The organism is Bacillus sp. FSL K6-3458, from assembly GCF_038005045.1.
GTDB lineage: Bacteria > Bacillota > Bacilli > Bacillales > Bacillaceae > Bacillus > Bacillus altitudinis.
This window is the reverse complement of the sequence record NZ_JBBOSI010000001.1, coordinates 2,836,488-2,852,831: the sequence shown is the minus strand read 5'-3', so window position 1 is coordinate 2,852,831 and position 16,344 is coordinate 2,836,488. Positions and strand designations below refer to the sequence as shown.

The 16,344-nt window shown below is 40.7% G+C and carries 20 protein-coding genes; 12 read left to right on the top strand and 8 right to left on the bottom strand.

Going from position 1 to position 16,344, the window contains the following annotated elements; genetic code table 11:
* Positions 1-13 precede the first annotated feature (13 nt).
* A complete protein-coding gene (locus MHH23_RS15070) occupies positions 14-385 on the bottom strand; it encodes a DUF5412 domain-containing protein (RefSeq protein ID WP_017359605.1) in 372 nt (123 codons plus the stop codon).
* 244 nt (positions 386-629) lie between these two features.
* Between MHH23_RS15070 and MHH23_RS15065 the strand changes: the two genes are divergently transcribed.
* Entirely contained in the window at positions 630-1,253 is a 624-nt protein-coding gene (locus MHH23_RS15065; protein ID WP_047945590.1) for a poly-gamma-glutamate hydrolase family protein, read from the top strand.
* Here the strand turns inward: MHH23_RS15065 and MHH23_RS15060 are convergent.
* Entirely contained in the window at positions 1,244-1,828 is a 585-nt protein-coding gene (locus tag MHH23_RS15060; protein WP_008346294.1) for an ImmA/IrrE family metallo-endopeptidase, read from the bottom strand. The two genes, MHH23_RS15065 and MHH23_RS15060, sit on opposite strands and share 10 nt — an antisense overlap.
* Positions 1,829-2,139: 311 nt before the next feature.
* On the opposite strand from MHH23_RS15060, the gene MHH23_RS15055 reads away from it, so the two are divergent.
* A complete protein-coding gene (locus MHH23_RS15055; RefSeq protein ID WP_017359601.1) occupies positions 2,140-3,039 on the top strand; it encodes an N-acetylmuramoyl-L-alanine amidase in 900 nt (299 codons plus the stop codon).
* Here the strand turns inward: MHH23_RS15055 and MHH23_RS15050 are convergent.
* The 6 genes from MHH23_RS15050 to MHH23_RS15025 all read right to left on the bottom strand — a co-directional run bounded on the left by MHH23_RS15050 (position 3,028) and on the right by MHH23_RS15025 (position 6,617).
* Positions 3,028-3,159 carry a hypothetical protein gene (locus MHH23_RS15050; RefSeq protein ID WP_256734188.1) on the bottom strand — a complete coding sequence of 44 codons (132 nt, stop codon included), beginning with the start codon at positions 3,157-3,159 and terminating at the stop codon, positions 3,028-3,030. The genes MHH23_RS15055 and MHH23_RS15050 overlap by 12 nt on opposite strands.
* A 99-nt stretch (positions 3,160-3,258) precedes the next feature.
* On the bottom strand, positions 3,259-3,435 hold the full coding sequence (locus tag MHH23_RS15045) for a type II toxin-antitoxin system SpoIISB family antitoxin (protein WP_008346289.1): 177 nt from the start codon (positions 3,433-3,435) through the stop codon (positions 3,259-3,261).
* A complete protein-coding gene (locus tag MHH23_RS15040; protein WP_019743468.1) occupies positions 3,404-4,174 on the bottom strand; it encodes a type II toxin-antitoxin system SpoIISA family toxin in 771 nt (256 codons plus the stop codon). The genes MHH23_RS15045 and MHH23_RS15040 overlap by 32 nt, the downstream gene beginning before the upstream one ends.
* Positions 4,175-4,320: 146 nt before the next feature.
* Positions 4,321-5,319 (bottom strand): inorganic phosphate transporter, encoded by a 999-nt coding sequence (locus MHH23_RS15035; protein ID WP_024719592.1) that lies wholly within the window; start codon positions 5,317-5,319, stop codon positions 4,321-4,323.
* Positions 5,320-5,334: 15 nt separating this feature from the next.
* Entirely contained in the window at positions 5,335-5,952 is a 618-nt protein-coding gene (locus MHH23_RS15030; protein WP_017359157.1) for a DUF47 domain-containing protein, read from the bottom strand.
* Positions 5,953-6,158: 206 nt separating this feature from the next.
* Entirely contained in the window at positions 6,159-6,617 is a 459-nt protein-coding gene (locus MHH23_RS15025) for an ASCH domain-containing protein (protein WP_024719593.1), read from the bottom strand.
* A 227-nt stretch (positions 6,618-6,844) separates the two neighbouring features.
* On the opposite strand from MHH23_RS15025, the gene ggt reads away from it, so the two are divergent.
* From ggt to MHH23_RS14975, 10 genes are all read left to right on the top strand, one after another.
* The gene (ggt, locus tag MHH23_RS15020) at positions 6,845-8,599 is read left to right on the top strand and encodes a gamma-glutamyltransferase (protein WP_035700423.1); all 1,755 of its coding nucleotides are present in this window, start codon (positions 6,845-6,847) and stop codon (positions 8,597-8,599) included.
* Positions 8,600-8,861: 262 nt separating this feature from the next.
* On the top strand, positions 8,862-9,893 hold the full coding sequence (locus MHH23_RS15015) for a sulfate ABC transporter substrate-binding protein (protein WP_045034931.1): 1,032 nt from the start codon (positions 8,862-8,864) through the stop codon (positions 9,891-9,893).
* 11 nt (positions 9,894-9,904) lie between these two features.
* Positions 9,905-10,750, top strand: coding sequence for a sulfate ABC transporter permease subunit CysT (gene cysT, locus MHH23_RS15010; protein WP_144666491.1), 846 nt, complete (start codon positions 9,905-9,907; stop codon positions 10,748-10,750).
* Positions 10,751-10,755: 5 nt separating this feature from the next.
* Positions 10,756-11,625, top strand: a complete 870-nt coding sequence (cysW, locus tag MHH23_RS15005; RefSeq protein ID WP_138278430.1) for a sulfate ABC transporter permease subunit CysW — start codon at positions 10,756-10,758, stop codon at positions 11,623-11,625.
* A 15-nt stretch (positions 11,626-11,640) separates the two neighbouring features.
* Positions 11,641-12,372, top strand: a complete 732-nt coding sequence (locus MHH23_RS15000; protein ID WP_217967307.1) for a sulfate/molybdate ABC transporter ATP-binding protein — start codon at positions 11,641-11,643, stop codon at positions 12,370-12,372.
* Between the two features lie 240 nt (positions 12,373-12,612).
* Positions 12,613-13,080 (top strand): PTS sugar transporter subunit IIA, encoded by a 468-nt coding sequence (locus MHH23_RS14995; RefSeq protein WP_008346265.1) that lies wholly within the window; start codon positions 12,613-12,615, stop codon positions 13,078-13,080.
* A 50-nt stretch (positions 13,081-13,130) separates the two neighbouring features.
* Positions 13,131-14,504, top strand: coding sequence for a PTS galactitol transporter subunit IIC (locus MHH23_RS14990; RefSeq protein ID WP_035700436.1), 1,374 nt, complete (start codon positions 13,131-13,133; stop codon positions 14,502-14,504).
* Positions 14,505-14,523: 19 nt separating this feature from the next.
* Positions 14,524-14,802 (top strand): PTS sugar transporter subunit IIB, encoded by a 279-nt coding sequence (locus MHH23_RS14985; RefSeq protein ID WP_017367077.1) that lies wholly within the window; start codon positions 14,524-14,526, stop codon positions 14,800-14,802.
* 62 nt (positions 14,803-14,864) lie between these two features.
* The gene (locus MHH23_RS14980) at positions 14,865-15,311 is read left to right on the top strand and encodes a hypothetical protein (protein ID WP_008346260.1); all 447 of its coding nucleotides are present in this window, start codon (positions 14,865-14,867) and stop codon (positions 15,309-15,311) included.
* Positions 15,308-16,339 carry an alcohol dehydrogenase catalytic domain-containing protein gene (locus MHH23_RS14975; protein ID WP_017367078.1) on the top strand — a complete coding sequence of 344 codons (1,032 nt, stop codon included), beginning with the start codon at positions 15,308-15,310 and terminating at the stop codon, positions 16,337-16,339. The genes MHH23_RS14980 and MHH23_RS14975 overlap by 4 nt, the downstream gene beginning before the upstream one ends.
* Positions 16,340-16,344: the final 5 nt, after the last annotated feature.

The window sequence follows — 16,344 nt, the reverse complement described above, 5'->3', positions numbered from 1 at the left end:
TTTTGCTGGCTCGTTATTTTCTATTTTTCTGATCAAAGCGATAATCGTATGTTTCACCTTTGACCACATTTAAAAACTCATGTCCAATTTGAACGAGCTGTGCATTTTCCCATTTGATCAGAGGATCTTTATCAGGGTACTTCCAGTAGATTGTTTTTTTGTGATGGGTGAGTTTGTTTTCAATTTCTGCTCTGACCGCATTCTCTTTTAGTTTTCCTCCGCTATGTCGATATGTGTTAATGGTATAGGTTCCATCAGGTGATGATATCGAGCGGATGAATGTTCCGTGAGACACGCCTTGAAGAGAGAAGCATTTCCAGTAAATAATTCCGGCGAAGCTAAGACATAAGATGGCAAGGATGATGGTGGTTTTCTTTTTAAACATGAATTCCTCCAGGTGTAGATCGCAATATTCTAATATATGAGAGAGATTACAAAAAGATTCATATAGTCCAAAAGTTCTATTCATTTCAATTATCGGTCATTTTTTCTCAACATTCAACAGTTAGCCCGTAAAGATAAGGAAAATTTAAGGATGCATTCAGATCACACTGGTTATTCGAAAACACTTTACAAAAGAATTTGCGATCAGTAGACTTATGCTCATATAGAGAAATGGGGCAGATGGAATGAATCAAATCATAGATACGTATCAAAATTATGAAGAGCTTTCCGCTCATGAAAGAAAAGGGATCGACTATCAGATTCTTCATCAGCGGAAAGGGGATCAGCTTCTCGTCCTGTCACCTCATGCGGGAGGAATTGAATCTGGCGTGAGCGAGCTGGTCCATGAAGTAGCAACCGATTATTCTATGTATTTATTCGAGGGCCTTAAAGTGAAAGGCAATCATGTTCTTCATATTACGAGCACACGTTTTGATGAGCCGATTTGTCTTTCTCAAGTGCATACACATCATTATACGTTTGCACTCCACGGCTATGGAGAAACAGACGTCCTACAAACTTTAGTTGGCGGTACCGACAGGGAAAAAGCTGCTGAAACAGTGAAGTGTCTCACACAAAATGGCTTCCATGCCTTACTTTTATCTGAATCGGATCAATTTGCTGGAACACATCCTCAAAATATTAATAATCAATGCCTCACAGGAAAAAGTGTTCAAATTGAAATTAGCCAAGCTCAGAGAAGAGCTTTCTTTCAAGACTTTAGGCGGAGCCGTAGGCGTGATACACAAACCGAACAATTTTATCAATACACAAATGTACTGAAACAAGTGTTAAGCCTTTATGAATAAACTTCTGACGTCACGTGTGCAGACGCTTTTGTTTGATACGCAGCTTCATTTTCTGCGACCTTGCCTGCTCTCATTAAATAAGAAGTGAATTCTTTTTGAAATTGAATGCCGGCTCTTCGCTGTTCAAATAGAGCAAGCCGTTTTTCAGCAAAAGCCCGAGTGACATGAAATGTTTGAGCAATATGCAAAATGGCTTGCTGCCTAAGGTTTGGGAGCGTCATTTGCAGCAGCATAAAAGTCGGAACACAAAAGTGATACATGAATTGTTTTGCTTGAAACTCTTGCAGTTCTCGAAAGAGCTTGTGCATGTTAAAGTGGTTGCCTGTATGCTTCAGCACATGACAAAGCTCGTGGGCGAAATCCTGCCACTGTTCTTCTGACGATAAGGCTCTGTTTAAAATAATACTGTAAAGACCTTGATGTTTGATCATCATGCTGCCAGTATCCTCGTAGTGTACCCATACATGAAATTCAGCGGCGATCCTATGCATGTCTACATAGGCAGGACCGCTTATTTGCAGTTGAGTGTATAACCGTTTAATATCTTCTTCTAAATGGGTTAAAAAATAAGTCATGTCAAAACCTCCATACAAACGTATGTTCTATTTTTGCCGTAAAAGAAAAGTCCATATAGGACTAAATGGCTAATAAAGCTATCGCTTACTTCTTATATCGGCTTGTTTTTAACAATTTTAACATAAAATCAAAGAAAATTGGAAGTTTTTCCTGTTTTTTATTCTAATTTTTTATTTTTTACAAAGATAAAACGGCGATTGAATTCAAATTTTACCATAGTCTTATGACGAAAACAAACAAATTTGTCTTACGTTTGCCACCGATTGATGAGCAAGATCAAACATCAATTTAACAAAAAGGAGTGCAAAACATGGTACAAATTTATCAAGATTTTATTCCAGTTGGAAACGGAAATCGGCCAGGATATGCTATGACGCCGCTTTATGTAACTGTGCATAACACAGCCAATACATCTAAGGGAGCTGACGCAAAAAGTCACGCGGCATATGTCAAACGCTCAACAACAGAGGTAAGCTGGCACTTTACAGTGGATGACAAGGAAATTTTTCAGCATCTCCCTTTAAATGAAAATGGATGGCATGCTGGGGATGGACATGGAGATGGCAACCGAAAATCGATTGGCATTGAAATTTGTGAAAATGAGGATGGAAACTTTCAACAAGCTGTCAAACATGCCCAGTGGCTTATTCAAAAGCTTTTAAAAGAACATGGCATTCCATTAGCAAATGTGGTGACGCATCAGCATTGGTCAGGAAAAACATGTCCACGTCTGCTACTAGCTACATGGGATGAATTTAAAAGAGGAATTGAGACTGCAGGTGATCCGGAAACGGTTATCACATATGTGGTGAAAAGCGGGGATACGCTAACGAGTATTGCCAAAGCCCATGGTGTCACAGTGAGTGATTTACAGACATGGAATCAGATTAGTGACCCGAACATGATTCGAGTTGGACAAGTTCTCAAGATTTATCATGCAGAAGAAAAGCTCAGTTATGAACTGCCGGATGGGGTGTTAAAGGTGACATCACCTCTGACAAAAGGGGAGCATGTACGTCTCGTCCAAAAAGCGCTTGCTGCTGTGTATTTTTATCCTGACAAAACAGCTGTAGATAAGGGCATTGATGGCGTTTATGGGGAAAAAACAGCCAATGCCGTCGCGCGATTTCAACTGATGAATGGTCTAACAAGTGATGGAGTATACGGTCCTAAAACAAAAGTGAAGTTGCTTCAACTATTAAATCAGTGAGTCTTTCTTTTTGGCCGCTTGAATGACTGCTACACTTTTTTCGTGTAATCGGCAGACATAAGGGGATGGCTTAAATTCAGCAAACTGAACATACCTCAATTGTTTAAGTTTCTTTTTCATATTGGCACCTCAATCGTTGCAGCAGTTGGTTTTATTGTATGCAAGTAGATGTGAAAACGGAAGTAGGACGCGGATGAAGTTCCGCGTCCTTTAGTGTAATCAAGCTTTTTTATTTTTATACTCATCTAGGAGCTGTTCATTCTTTTTGAAAATACGCTCCGTATGGGGACTTACTTTGTAATCAGCCATACTAATATGGCGTTTTTTCTTTAAAATCTTAAATGGGTTTTTCTTGCGATTGTTATTATCCCCTTGAAGTGCGTGTTCCATCTTCATCACCTTCCTCTTCGTCAGGCAAGATTAGGTCATAAATCGTTGTAAGTGAAGTCATTAATAAATAGTCGAATTCAGTGACAATATCCTCAGAGGTCAGCTTAATCACAAAGTGTGCATCCGCTACTGAAAACGGGATGAGAACCAATTTGCCGAAATCATCGTAATACACTTCCTGCCTGTCAAGCTTTGCTTGAATGAGCGCTCTCTGATCAAGTGTCCGCAGCAGGTCATCTTTTTGCTCCTGCGTATCATAAGGACAAAGAACTGCTTGAATATTCATTTTTTCTGCAAAAGAATAGATCAGTCGTTCAATTCCCTCTATATATGCTTCTATACTTCCATAATATACATGGATCGGTTCGTTTTTCAATAGGTATTGGTACGTTTTTAGTTTATTGAGGTAAGAATGAAGCAGATCGTTATTTTGTTCTAGGAGTTGATGGGTGTCGGTTTCAAGTTCATGATTTCCGAGTTTTTTTATATAGGAGCTGAGGAAAATAAAGGCATCAGTTAATGCGAAAAAAACAGCAATAATCAGGTAGTGCATCCAATCGGTGAAGATTGAAGCAGGGTCATTTGTCCAGTACACAACAGCACCCGCTACATAAATCCAATACCACGTTTTACGAATCGCAAACATCTTTTCTTTTACTTTTTGTTCAAAGCGCCATACCGCAAATACATATACAGCAAGAGCACCTAGCAATAACCAAACAGTCAATTGAAAAAATAATAGCATGTTCTTCTCTCCCATAGACAGATGGATACTTATTTATTTCTATGGATATGATTGGAAACCCTGCTTCATGAAAAAATGGCTTGCAGAAAAAGAGCATTTGAGGATGCAAACAAATAAAAAAAGACCTGTTAGACAGGTCTTTGATATTAGAGAATCGCATTTAACACAAAGTATATAAGTGCCCCTAGAGTTCCCGAAATCGGTAATGTGATCACCCAAGTGACAAGCATACGTTTTGCCGTACCCCAGTTAACTCCTTTTACTCTATGTGCAGAACCTACACCTAGAATAGAAGATGAGATCACGTGAGTGGTACTAACAGGTAAGTGAATAAATGTTGCACCGAAGATAATAGCTGCACCCGTTAAGTCTGCAGATACTCCGTTTACTGGACGAATCTTCATGATTTTACCGCCGACTGTTTTAATAATCTTCCAGCCGCCAATAGACGTACCTAGTCCCATTGCAAGCGCACAAGAGAATTGTACCCAGAAAGGAATGTCGTCTGTTGTATGCAAATTACCTGCAATTAAAGCCATCGTAATAATTCCCATCGCTTTTTGCGCATCGTTTGTTCCGTGGGTATACGATTGCAGTGCAGCCGTTAAAATTTGAACACGTCGGAATTGTTTATTTGTTTTTGCGAGATTGTTGTTTCGGAATAAAATTTTGATAATGGTATACACGATATATCCCAAAACAAAAGCCAGGATAGGTGAAAGCAATAGTGCTTGAATGATTTTAATGAATCCCGAATAGTTTAAAGCGCCAAAACCAGCGGAGGCAATAACAGCTCCTGCAATTGACCCGATCAGTGCGTGTGAAGAACTACTCGGAATCCCGTAATACCAAGTAAGCAAGTTCCAAGTAATGGCTGCAATTAAAGCAGCCAAAATGACGACAGATCCGTTTTGAAGTGTAAAAGGATCTGCGATGTCTTTTGTAATGGACTTTGCCACACCTGTAAATGTCATTGCTCCTAAGAAGTTCATAAACGCTGCCATAATAATAGCATGTCTTGGCTTTAACGCCTTTGTTGAAACTGAAGTAGCAATGGCATTTGCTGTATCGTGGAATCCGTTAATGAAATCAAAAGCAAGTGCACAAATGACAATAAGTATGGTAAGGATGAGTAATGTATCCATGTTTAACTAACCCCGTTACGCATTCTTCATAATGATTGTTTCTAGATTGTTGGCAACACTTTGACAGGAATCTGCGATTTCTTCAAGTGTTTCGTAAATTTCTTTGTATTGAATGACCTTAATTGGGTCTGTTTCTTTTCCAAACAAGTTCTTTAGTGATTTGCGGTGAAGATTGTCACAATTATGCTCAATCTCTTTAATTTTGATTGCGTGCGGATGAATATCTTTCAAGCGATTATCAGCCAGTAATTCAATAGTCGTTAAAATTTCTTTCGCACATTCTCTGATGTAGTGGCTGAATTTGTCGATATGTTCGTCAGAGCTTGTAATTGAATAAATTTCTAAAGTTGCTGAAAAATGCTCAATGCCGTCTAAAACATCGTCGAGGCTATTCGTCAATTGAAGAATGTCTTCACGTTCAATCGGTGTAATAAAGGCTTTGTTCAGCTCTTTAATCATGGTATGAACATGATTATCACCTTTTGTCTCATATTCCTTCAATGTGTCAGAAAATTCTTTCAGAGTGGTTTGATTTGTTACTTTATAGCTAACAAAATACTCAGCAGTTTCATCTAAATTTTTAGCAATTTCCGTTAACAAGACGGAAAACTTGTCTTTTTTCCTTTTTAACATGTAAAAACCCTCCATTGTATAAATGAGACAATGCACACATCAAATAATTATATATTCTTTTGTCGAAAAAAAACAGGTGTAGTCGAAAATTTCTTCACTTTTTCTATTTGATCTTATTCTGACCTAAAGATGTGATCTCAACTCACCTTTTTCAGAAAGGGGAAAAGAAAGCAAAAAAGCGGACCATTTTTGGTACCGCTTAAAAGTTAAGAAGCTGAATAAACAAGCTTAAATCGCTCACAAACAAGAAGCATATCTTCCTTAAATGTTAATCCGTACGGCTCAAGGGCTTCTGTGAAAAATTCTTCATGTTCTTTGTACCAATAGTCATATGAAAGATCGCCTTCACCTTCTGCTTTTGCAAATGATTCAGGAACCTCATTCATTGGCATGATATCTACTTGCGTGATCTCTATGATGGCTTTTGGTTCCTCCTGACTGTCCAAAATGACCGCATATTGACCGGGTTTTGGAAGAGGCTCTTGTTCTTTTTCGTAAAAAAGGTATCCAGAACAAGTGGCTGTTTTTTTTCCTTGTTGTACAAGGTCAAGCAAGTGATCTGGATTTGCGCCAAATGCCCAAGCAGAAACAGAGGCGTGATCAGGAGTCTTTTCTGATTTTTCTTCCCAATAAGATTCCCAAAATAAAGTGCTTTTGTGGTTCATTCTTTTTCCCCCTTTGTTATGAGTTTATTATATCGTGAAGTTTCAAACTTGGAAAACATATGTCTTTATTACTACGAGATGTGCATGTCATATGTTTTGAAAACATGTGTTTTGTTTGGCAGATATAGGATGATAGAATGAAAAATTTTGAAATTTTAGAATAATCTATTGTATTCTGGTCAAGAAGTCGGTAAGGTCAAAGTAAGAATATGGAAGGGGTGTTGTTCATGAAACGCATTTCTCTAACTGTTTTGTCCATATGTCTGTTTGTTTTCTCGTTTTTCCTGCCGGTCAGCCAAGTCACTGCAAACGAAACTCATGGGAATAAAGTAGCTGTTGGCAAAGATGGTATGGTGGCTACTGCACATCCGCTTGCATCGGAGATTGGTGCTGACGTATTGAAAAAAGGTGGGAACGCAGTGGATGCTGCTGTTGCCATTCAGTACGCACTTAACGTAACAGAGCCAATGATGTCTGGAATTGGCGGTGGCGGATTTATGATGGTTTATGATGGGAAGACAAAGGAAACTTCCATCATCAATAGCAGAGAGCGAGCACCACAGGGCGCAACACCTGACATGTTTTTAACAGATGATGGGAAAGTGATTCCGTTTGCTGAGCGATCTACACATGGAAATGCGGTAGGTGTTCCAGGGACTGTAAAAGGTCTTGAAGCTGCATTAGATAAGTGGGGTACTCGTTCTATGAAGGAATTGATTGAGCCCTCCATTCAACTTGCAGAAGATGGTTTTGAAATTGATTCTGTCTTGGCAAATGCGATTGATGATCACCAAGGAAAATTGAAAAAAACGGCCGCAGCGCCAATTTTTCTTCCAAATGATCAGCCGCTCGAAGAAGGAGATCTGCTTGTCCAGCCAGGTCTTGCAAAAACATTTAAACTCATTGCGAAAAAAGGAAGCAAAGCGTTTTATGAAGGAAAAGTAGCAAAGGCACTTGCAAATACAGTTCAAGATTTTGGCGGGACGATGACTTCAAAAGATATCAAACGTTATGAAGTCAAGACTGACAAGCCAATCTGGGGAGACTATAAAGGATATCAGCTTGCAAGCATGCCTCCACCAAGCTCAGGCGGGGTGTTTATGCTACAAATTCTCAAAATACTTGACCATTTTAACCTGTCTCAGTATGACCCCAAATCATTCGAAAAATATCAGCTGCTTGCTGAAACAATGCACCTCTCCTATGCTGACAGAGCCGCATATGCCGGCGACCCCGAATTCGTAGATGTTCCACTAAAAGGACTACTAGACGATGATTACATTTCAGAAAGAGCCTCTCTCATTCAATTAGATCAAATGAATCGCAGCCCGAAAGAAGGAGATCCTTGGGCATATGAGGATGAAAAAAATCCATCCCCAATTGTTCCTCAGCCAGAAGATAAAACCATTGGTGAGACGACCCATTTTACTGTTGCAGATCAGTGGGGAAATGTTGTGTCATTCACCACTACCATTGAACAATTATTTGGTACAGGGATTCTTGTTCCAGAGTATGGATTTTTCTTAAATAATGAACTGACTGATTTTGATGCAAGACCTGGTGGGGCAAATGAAGTCCAGCCCAATAAACGCCCATTATCAAGTATGACCCCGACGATCATTTTTAAAGATGGAGAGCCTGTCATGACTGTTGGATCTCCTGGTGGAACGACGATCATTGCTTCTGTTTCACAGACGATTCTCAATTTACTTGAATATGACATGGAGCTACAGGATGCGGTAGAAGAGCCAAGAATCTACACAAACAGCTTAACTTCGTATCGTTATGAAGTAGGTGTCCCTCTAGATGTAAGAACAAAGTTAAATGATATGGGTCACCAGTTTGGCAGTTCCCCTATTGATATAGGGAATGTGCAAGCTTTACTGATTGATCGAAAAGCAGGGACATTCACTGGAGTAGCTGATTCAACGAGAAATGGAACTGCTGTAGGTGTCAATCTAAAGGTAGCTGCAGATCAATAGCATTTCCCGGGAAAAGAAGCGCCTCATCAAGAAGGCGTTTCTTTTTAGTTTTCATTAAAATAAAAACATAGTTGACACCTGTGAATAGTTTGAATAATATATAGACTAACATCAATCATACATAGCTGATCGGACAACCGAAGGCTCTTGGCATTGACGTACAGAACTTTTTTGTACTTCAATCGCTGAGAGCCTTTTTTGCGTATTGAACTGAAAACGGCAAGGTTGGTGTCACTATTCAATGTGAAAGGGAGCGGATAACATGAAAAAATGGATATGGATTTCTATTGCGATGACACTTTTCATCATCACAAGTGCTGCATGCTCAAATGCGAATGAAGCCTCAAATCAAAAGGGAAAGGTTGAGCTGTTGAATGTGTCATACGATCCTACTCGTGAATTGTATCAGGAATACAATCAAGCCTTTCAGACTTATTGGAAAGACAAAACCGGTGAAGATGTGACAATACAGCAGTCTCATGGAGGGTCAGGTAAGCAGGGGAGATCGATTATTGATGGACTCGAAGCAGACGTGGCTACACTTGCTCTTGGGTACGACATTGATGCCATTGCAGATCGAGGGCTACTTTCAAAGGATTGGCAAAAAGAATTTCCGAATCAGTCCACACCTTATACGTCTACTATTGTGTTTCTTGTGAAGAAAGGAAACCCCAAAAAAATTAAAGACTGGGATGACTTGATTCAGCCAGGTGTATCTATCATCACACCAAATCCAAAAACGTCAGGCGGTGCAAGATGGAATTATTTAGCCGCATGGGCATATGCCGATAAAACCTTTCATGGGGATGAAGAAAAAACGAAGGATTTTGTGAAAAAGTTATATGAGCATGTCGAGGTGCTCGATTCAGGTGCTCGTGGCGCCACAACAACTTTTGTCGAGCGCGGTCTTGGTGACGTGTTAATTGCTTGGGAAAATGAAGCCTATTTGACACTGCATGAATTAGGCAAAGACAAATTTGAGATTGTCAGTCCCTCCATTAGTATTCTAGCAGAGCCGCCCGTTGCCGTTGTCGACCAAAATGTGAAACGAAAAGGAACAGAGAAAGTGGCAAAGGCTTATTTAGATTATTTGTATTCTAAAAAAGGACAGGAAATTGCGGCGAAAAACTATTATCGACCAAGAAATCAAGAAGTGCTAAACAAATATAAAGATCAATTTAAAGAGATTGATATGGTGACCATTGATCAGGCATTTGGCGGATGGCGAAAGGCGCAGAAAAGATTTTTTGATGATGGCGGATTATTTGATCAAATATATAGCGGACAAAAATAGGGGGCGACGTGATGAAGAAAGGCTATGCTGCCGCCAATAAAAGAAAACGTGTATTGCCTGGATTCGGGCTGAGTCTCGGAGTGACACTTGTTTATGTCAGTGCGATTGTCGTGATTCCTTTATCTATGGTATTTATTTGGACGGCTTCATTAGGAGCAGAAGGAATTTGGAATGTCTTTAGTGATGCGCGGGTGCTAAAGTCGCTGCAGCTTACGGTTACGACTTCTTTTGCAGCTGCACTCATCAATGCAGGTTTCGGTGTACTGATCGCATGGGTTCTCACGCGGTACTCGTTTCCAGGAAAGAACATCCTGGATGCCCTCATCGATTTGCCGTTTGCTCTTCCAACGGCAGTGGCTGGCATCGCTTTGACGACTCTTTATTCTCCGAATGGGTGGATTGGGCAATTTTTGCATGTGAAGGTGGCATACACCCCGCTCGGTATTATTTTGGCACTGATTTTTATTGGCGTTCCATTTGTCGTAAGAACGGTTCAACCGGTCATTGAGGGGCTTGAGCAGGAAGTGGAAGAGGCCGCAGCTATACTTGGTGCTACAAGAAAACAGACCTTTTTTCATGTACTGCTGCCTGCCTTGTTTCCAGCGGTGCTGACTGGATTTTCTCTTGCATTTGCAAGAGCACTCGGTGAATATGGCTCCGTTGTGTTTATAGCGGGAAATATTCCGTTTAAAACAGAGATTACACCACTGATGATCATGTCTAAGCTTGAACAGTATGATTATCAAGGTGCCGCAGCCATTGCCTGTTTCATGCTGCTCTTATCATTTGTCATTTTGTTATTGATTCACGGATTGCAGTGGTTTGTCGAGCGGAAAAAACAAGTGGAAGTGAGGTGAGATGATTGGAAAGGGAGCTTATTAAAGAGCACCGCATCAAGTACAGGAGTCCTGTGACGGAATCAAAAGCGGTGAAGAGTATGTTGATTGGTGTGGTGTATGCTTTTTTGATTTTGTTTTTACTCATGCCGTTGATTGCTGTGTTTTCAAAGGCTTTTGAGAAAGGATGGAGTTCTTATCTTCTTGCCATCTCACATCCAGACACGCTTGCTGCAATTAAATTGACTGTTTTCATTGTGATGATCACATTGCCGCTTCAAATGATTTTTGGGGTCAGTGCTGCTTGGCTCATCACAAAATTTCATTTCCCGGGAAAACGTTTGTTAACGACTGTCATTGATCTTCCGTTTGCGGTGTCACCTGTCATTGCAGGACTTGTATTTGTACTTTTATTTGGTTCAAATGGACTTTTAGGACCGTGGCTTTTAGCAAATGGATGGAAAGTGATTTACTCTGTACCGGGGATGATTCTTGCGACCATCTTTGTGACATTTCCTTTTGTTGCGAGAGAGTTAATTCCGTTTATGCAAAATGAAGGCATTCATGAGGAAGAAGCATCGCTTACGCTTGGTGCCAGTGGGTGGAAGACCTTTTTCCTTGTGACACTTCCAAATATAAAATGGGCCCTTTTTTACGGCGCCATTTTAGCAGGGGCTAGGGCAATTGGTGAATTTGGTGCAGTGTCGGTTGTATCCGGTCATATCCGCGGAATGACGAATACGATGCCGCTTCATATAGAAATTCTATACAACGAGTATCAATTCCAAGCGGCTTTTGCCGTGGCCTCTCTCATGGCGTTTGTTGCGGTCATCACATTAATCATCAAGCAGATCATTCAGCAGAGAGATCGTAGGCTTGGCAAGCGTTCAAAATAAATGGAGGGATCAGCCTTGGGGATTACAGTGAAACAAATATCAAAGCAATTTGGGCAGACGAAGGTTTTGCAAAACGTGGATTTGACGATCGGAAATGGGGAATTAATATCCTTACTAGGACCATCTGGATCAGGTAAGACGACTTTATTAAGAATTATTGCAGGGCTTGATGATGCGAATACAGGGCAGATCTTATTTGGAGAACAGGATTATACTCACATCCCAGTGCGAAAACGGCAAATTGGTTTTGTCTTTCAGCAATATGCGCTTTTTCGAAATATGACGGTATTTGATAATGTGGCTTATGGATTGAAGATGAAACCTAGAGGAGAAAGGCTGTCTAAAAAAGACATCAAAGAGCGAGTGCATGAGCTGCTGAAAGTCGTTCAATTAACGCAGTATGAACATCGTTATCCAGAGCAGCTGTCAGGTGGACAAAAGCAGCGTGTAGCACTTGCACGTGCTCTAGCCGTTAAACCGAAAGCTCTTCTCTTAGATGAACCTTTTGGTGCACTAGATTCAAAGGTGAGAAAAGACTTAAGACATTGGCTGAAAAAAGTTCATCAAGAATTTCAAATGACGACCATCTTTGTGACGCATGATCAAGAAGAAGCGTTTGATATCGCTGATCGTGTTGTGGTGATGAATGAGGGCAGAATCGAAAAAATCGGCACAAAAAAAGAAATGACAGAGCAGACAGACAACCTTTTTGTATCTGAGTTTTTAGATATAGGAAGCCATATTTAACAAGAAATTGATGTGATGTAATGAAAGAGATGCGGCAAAAAGCTGCATCTTTTTTTATAAATATTTTCCTAGGAACATTGACTTATAATTTCGAATATTATAATATCTTTACAAAGGTAACAGTATTGAACATTTTATAACACATCTGTTTGTAAGCGCTTTACAAAAGGTTCTATTTTAAAATGTTCATTCTATTTGTTACATGTGTTCATATTTATACCAAATGAAAGGGGTGGTTGTTTGAACAGCTTGTTTGAGTTAGATCAACAGCTGATTGAGCTGCAATACGAAGCATCTTCAAGTGAGGAGGTGACTGCCTATTTAGCAGAAAGGTTAGAAACTGGAGGGTATATTAAATCGAGCTTTTTACCAGCAGTGCTTGAAAGAGAAAAAACATATCCGACCGGTCTTCCTCTTGCGACCTTTGGGGTAGCCATTCCCCATACAGATCCTGAACATGTAAACAAACCGGCGATCAGTGTAGCGACATTAAAGGAACCTGTTATTTTTCATAAGATGGGAAGCCCTCATGAGACAGTTCAAGCCAAAATTGTGTTCGTTCTGGCAATCTCTGAACCTAGTAAGCAGCTCGTGATGTTAGAGAAACTGATGACGCTTTTCAGAAAAGAAGAAGTAATGACAAGTTTATCTCACATGACATCGTATGAAGAAGCCGTTGATGTACTTCAAAAAGAATTAAACCAATAGTTATTCAAGACATAATGTAAGCGCTTTATTTAAAATCAGGAGGTGGATGTATGATCAAGCAAGCCGTCGATTTCATCTTAGACTTAGGGCCAACAATTATGCTCCCAATTATTATGACGTTATTCGGTATGATTTTAAGGCAAGGATTTAAAAAATCCTTCCGTGCAGGTATTACCATCGGAATTGGATTTGTCGGGGTCAATCTTGTCATTAATTTACTTGTAAGCGGTCTTGGACCAGCAGCCAAAGCCATGGTCAATTCCCTTGGATTAAAGCTTGATATTTTAGATGTCGGTTGGCCGATTGGAGCCGCCATTTCTTTTGGTACACCTGTTGCCCCTTTGATGATTCCTCTTGTGCTCTTGTTAAATGTCATTTTGCTGTCTGTTAACTTTACGAAAACATTGAATGTGGATATTTGGAATTTCTGGCATTTGATTTTCGCTGCTTCTGTTACTTACTACGCTTATCATAATATGTTCTTAGCTCTTGCCGTTGGTTTAATCGTTTCTGCGATTACACTAAAACTCGCCGATTGGACGGCACCGACGATTGAACACCATTTCGGATTAAAAGGCGTATCGATGGCTCATGCTGAAACGGTCAACTTCGCTCCGCTCATGTATGCGTCAAACCGCGTGATTGATAAAATCCCTGGTCTAAACAAAATTCATGCGGATCCAGAAACTTTGAAAAAACGTTTTGGCATCTTTGGTGAACCGCTTGTAATGGGTCTTATACTTGGTATCATTATTGGTCTTCTTGGGGGCTATGATGCAAAAGGTGTCATGACCCTTGGAATTCAAATGGCTGCAGTGCTTGTGTTAATGCCAAGAATGGTTGCTTTATTAATGGAAGGACTTATTCCAATCTCTGAGGGTGCTCGTTCTTATATTCAAAAGCGTTTCCCTGGAAAAAATGTCTATATTGGTTTGGATACAGCGATTGTCATTGGTCATCCAGCGAATATGGCTGTAGCCCTTTTGATGGTGCCAATCACCATTTTGCTCGCTGTCGTTCTTCCTTACAATGGTATGCTGCCGTTTGCAGACTTATCGGTTCTGCCATTTACAGTAGTATGGGCAGTAGCAGCCGCTCGTGGGAATATTATTCGCGGCCTCATTAACAGTATTTTTACCTTAATGATTGTTTTCTTCATTGCAACGAACCTTGCACCACTCGCCACAACAATGGGGAAAGCAGTTGGTTTCGACTTCCCAGAAGGGGCAAATATGATCTCTGGTATCGATCTTGGTTCACACGTCATTCCTTGGATCATGGTGAGACTTCTTGATCCGAGCAATCCTTACTTCATTGCAGCGATTATCTGTGCACTGGCATATGCGCTTCTTTGGTACTGGGTGCGAAATGATATTAAAAAGCAGTATGCAAAAGAAATGGGCTTAGATCAGAAAGATCAATAAACGAGCTGGAGGGATTCTCATGGCAAAAAAAATATTAGTATCTTGCGGAACGGCAGTTGCTACGTCAACGGTTGTGGCAAAAAAGGTAGAAGAGACATTAAAGGAAAAAGGATACGATGTCATCGTTGAACAGTGTAAGGCATCTGAGGTTCCGCAGAAAGCAGAGGGTGCTGATTTAATTGTGACGACAACGCCTGTTAGTGATACAAAAGGAACGCCTGTGATTCAAACGTTATCTTTTTTAACGGGATTTGGCATTGAAGATGATATTGAAAAAATTATCGATCATATTAAGTGAACGATGATTGCGTGGAGGAGCTGCGAAAGCTCCTTCCATGTCATTTGAAAGGGGGAGTTCTCATGCAGCAGCATGCTTATAGCCGAACGTCTGCCATGTTTTCTATTTTCCTTCCGGCCTTGTTAATATGTGTGTTTTTTCTCTGGTCTCTTTATACGTTGATGTCGGCAGGACCTGAGCCATTAGCTGTGTTAGGTGTCTATACGCTGCCTATCCTTATGCTTTCTAGCATCACTGGCCTGAATCAGCCAACGAATATCATGATTAGTGAAGATGAGCTGAAAATAGGTGCTTTTGGCAGGTGGCACACATATGCGGTGTCCGATATTAAAGGAAAATTGTTTTTAAAACCATATCCTCATATCGGGAAAGTATATGTCAGAGTGGGACCTGCGCGAATATTTGGCGGACGCTACTGGATTTCAAGTGAGATGAGTGAGTACAAGCAGCTCGTTCAATCCTTGCAGAGTCTTGCGACATGTGATGAAAAGGAGGATGCGGCTAAATGAAATCAGCTGTCTTTTATTCTTCAGAGGACATTCGTTACGAGGAGCGGAAGCGGCCAGCCATTGGTGACGACGAAGTATTATTAAAAATGCGTGCCTGCGGGTTATGCGGGACGGATATTTATAAAGCGACACATGAGACGGTACCTCCTGGCACAGTGCTAGGGCATGAAATCGCTGGTGACATTATCGAAACAGGCCGTCACGTCACACATGTTCAAACGGGAGACAGGGTGTATGTAGCGCATCATGTCCCTTGTTTTACATGTGACTTTTGTCAAAGAGGATTTTATACAATGTGCCCGCAATTTGCAGCCACAAATGTAGAGCCGGGCGGTTTTTCGGAATATATTCGTGTTCCTGCTTTACATGTTAAGCATACAATGGGCAAGCTCCCACATGACGTCTCATATGAACAAGGAGCGATGGTCGAACCGGTTGCCTGCTGTCTTCACGGCTTTGAAAGGGCGCCCGTTCATCCTGGAGATTCGGTCTTGATTCTTGGAGCGGGGCAAATTGGCTGCATTCAATTACAGCTTGCCAAATATTATTTGGCTGGAAAAGTGATGATTACAGACGTAAATGAGAACAGGCTCCTTCAAGCAAGAAATCTTGGGGCGGACGTCGCTTTTCATCCAGCATCTGAGCCAGTAGAAAACCGCGTCATGAAAGAAACAGATGGAAAGGGAGCGGACCTTGTCATTATTTCTGTGGGGAGTAGTGCGCTTTTAAAAGAAGCATTTCAAGCTGTCGCAAGAGGCGGAACGATTTTGGTCTTTGCTCACTTTCCGAAAGGGGATGTCTCCATTCCAGCAGAACGTTTTTTCCATGATGAAGTGAAAGTAGTTGGAGCTTATTCCTCGCATCCATATCATTATCGTGAAGCGCTAGAGCTTTTAAAAGCGAAAGTCGTTCATACAGAAAAAATGGTGACGCATCGATATCCATTAAGTCAGCTTCGTCAGGCGATAGAATGCGCTAGGCATCCAGAAGGTGAAAGCGTCAAAATCATGATGTATCCAGATGAATGAGAATG

Excerpts from the sequence above, each read along its gene's own strand:
- MHH23_RS15065 (WP_047945590.1), top strand. The coding sequence starts at position 630 with ATGAATCAAATCATAGATACGTATCAAAATTATGAAGAGCTTTCCGCT.
- MHH23_RS15060 (WP_008346294.1), bottom strand. The coding sequence starts at position 1,828 with ATGACTTATTTTTTAACCCATTTAGAAGAAGATATTAAACGGTTATAC.
- ggt (WP_035700423.1), top strand. The coding sequence starts at position 6,845 with ATGAAACGCATTTCTCTAACTGTTTTGTCCATATGTCTGTTTGTTTTC.
- MHH23_RS15055 (WP_017359601.1), top strand. The coding sequence starts at position 2,140 with ATGGTACAAATTTATCAAGATTTTATTCCAGTTGGAAACGGAAATCGG.
- MHH23_RS15070 (WP_017359605.1), bottom strand. The coding sequence starts at position 385 with ATGTTTAAAAAGAAAACCACCATCATCCTTGCCATCTTATGTCTTAGC.
- MHH23_RS15030 (WP_017359157.1), bottom strand. The coding sequence starts at position 5,952 with ATGTTAAAAAGGAAAAAAGACAAGTTTTCCGTCTTGTTAACGGAAATT.
- MHH23_RS15050 (WP_256734188.1), bottom strand. The coding sequence starts at position 3,159 with ATGAAAAAGAAACTTAAACAATTGAGGTATGTTCAGTTTGCTGAATTT.
- MHH23_RS14990 (WP_035700436.1), top strand. The coding sequence starts at position 13,131 with ATGATCAAGCAAGCCGTCGATTTCATCTTAGACTTAGGGCCAACAATT.
- MHH23_RS15015 (WP_045034931.1), top strand. The coding sequence starts at position 8,862 with ATGAAAAAATGGATATGGATTTCTATTGCGATGACACTTTTCATCATC.
- MHH23_RS14975 (WP_017367078.1), top strand. The coding sequence starts at position 15,308 with ATGAAATCAGCTGTCTTTTATTCTTCAGAGGACATTCGTTACGAGGAG.
- cysT (WP_144666491.1), top strand. The coding sequence starts at position 9,905 with ATGAAGAAAGGCTATGCTGCCGCCAATAAAAGAAAACGTGTATTGCCT.
- MHH23_RS15025 (WP_024719593.1), bottom strand. The coding sequence starts at position 6,617 with ATGAACCACAAAAGCACTTTATTTTGGGAATCTTATTGGGAAGAAAAA.
- MHH23_RS15035 (WP_024719592.1), bottom strand. The coding sequence starts at position 5,319 with ATGGATACATTACTCATCCTTACCATACTTATTGTCATTTGTGCACTT.
- MHH23_RS15040 (WP_019743468.1), bottom strand. The coding sequence starts at position 4,174 with ATGCTATTATTTTTTCAATTGACTGTTTGGTTATTGCTAGGTGCTCTT.
- MHH23_RS14980 (WP_008346260.1), top strand. The coding sequence starts at position 14,865 with ATGCAGCAGCATGCTTATAGCCGAACGTCTGCCATGTTTTCTATTTTC.
- MHH23_RS15045 (WP_008346289.1), bottom strand. The coding sequence starts at position 3,435 with ATGAAGATGGAACACGCACTTCAAGGGGATAATAACAATCGCAAGAAA.
- MHH23_RS14985 (WP_017367077.1), top strand. The coding sequence starts at position 14,524 with ATGGCAAAAAAAATATTAGTATCTTGCGGAACGGCAGTTGCTACGTCA.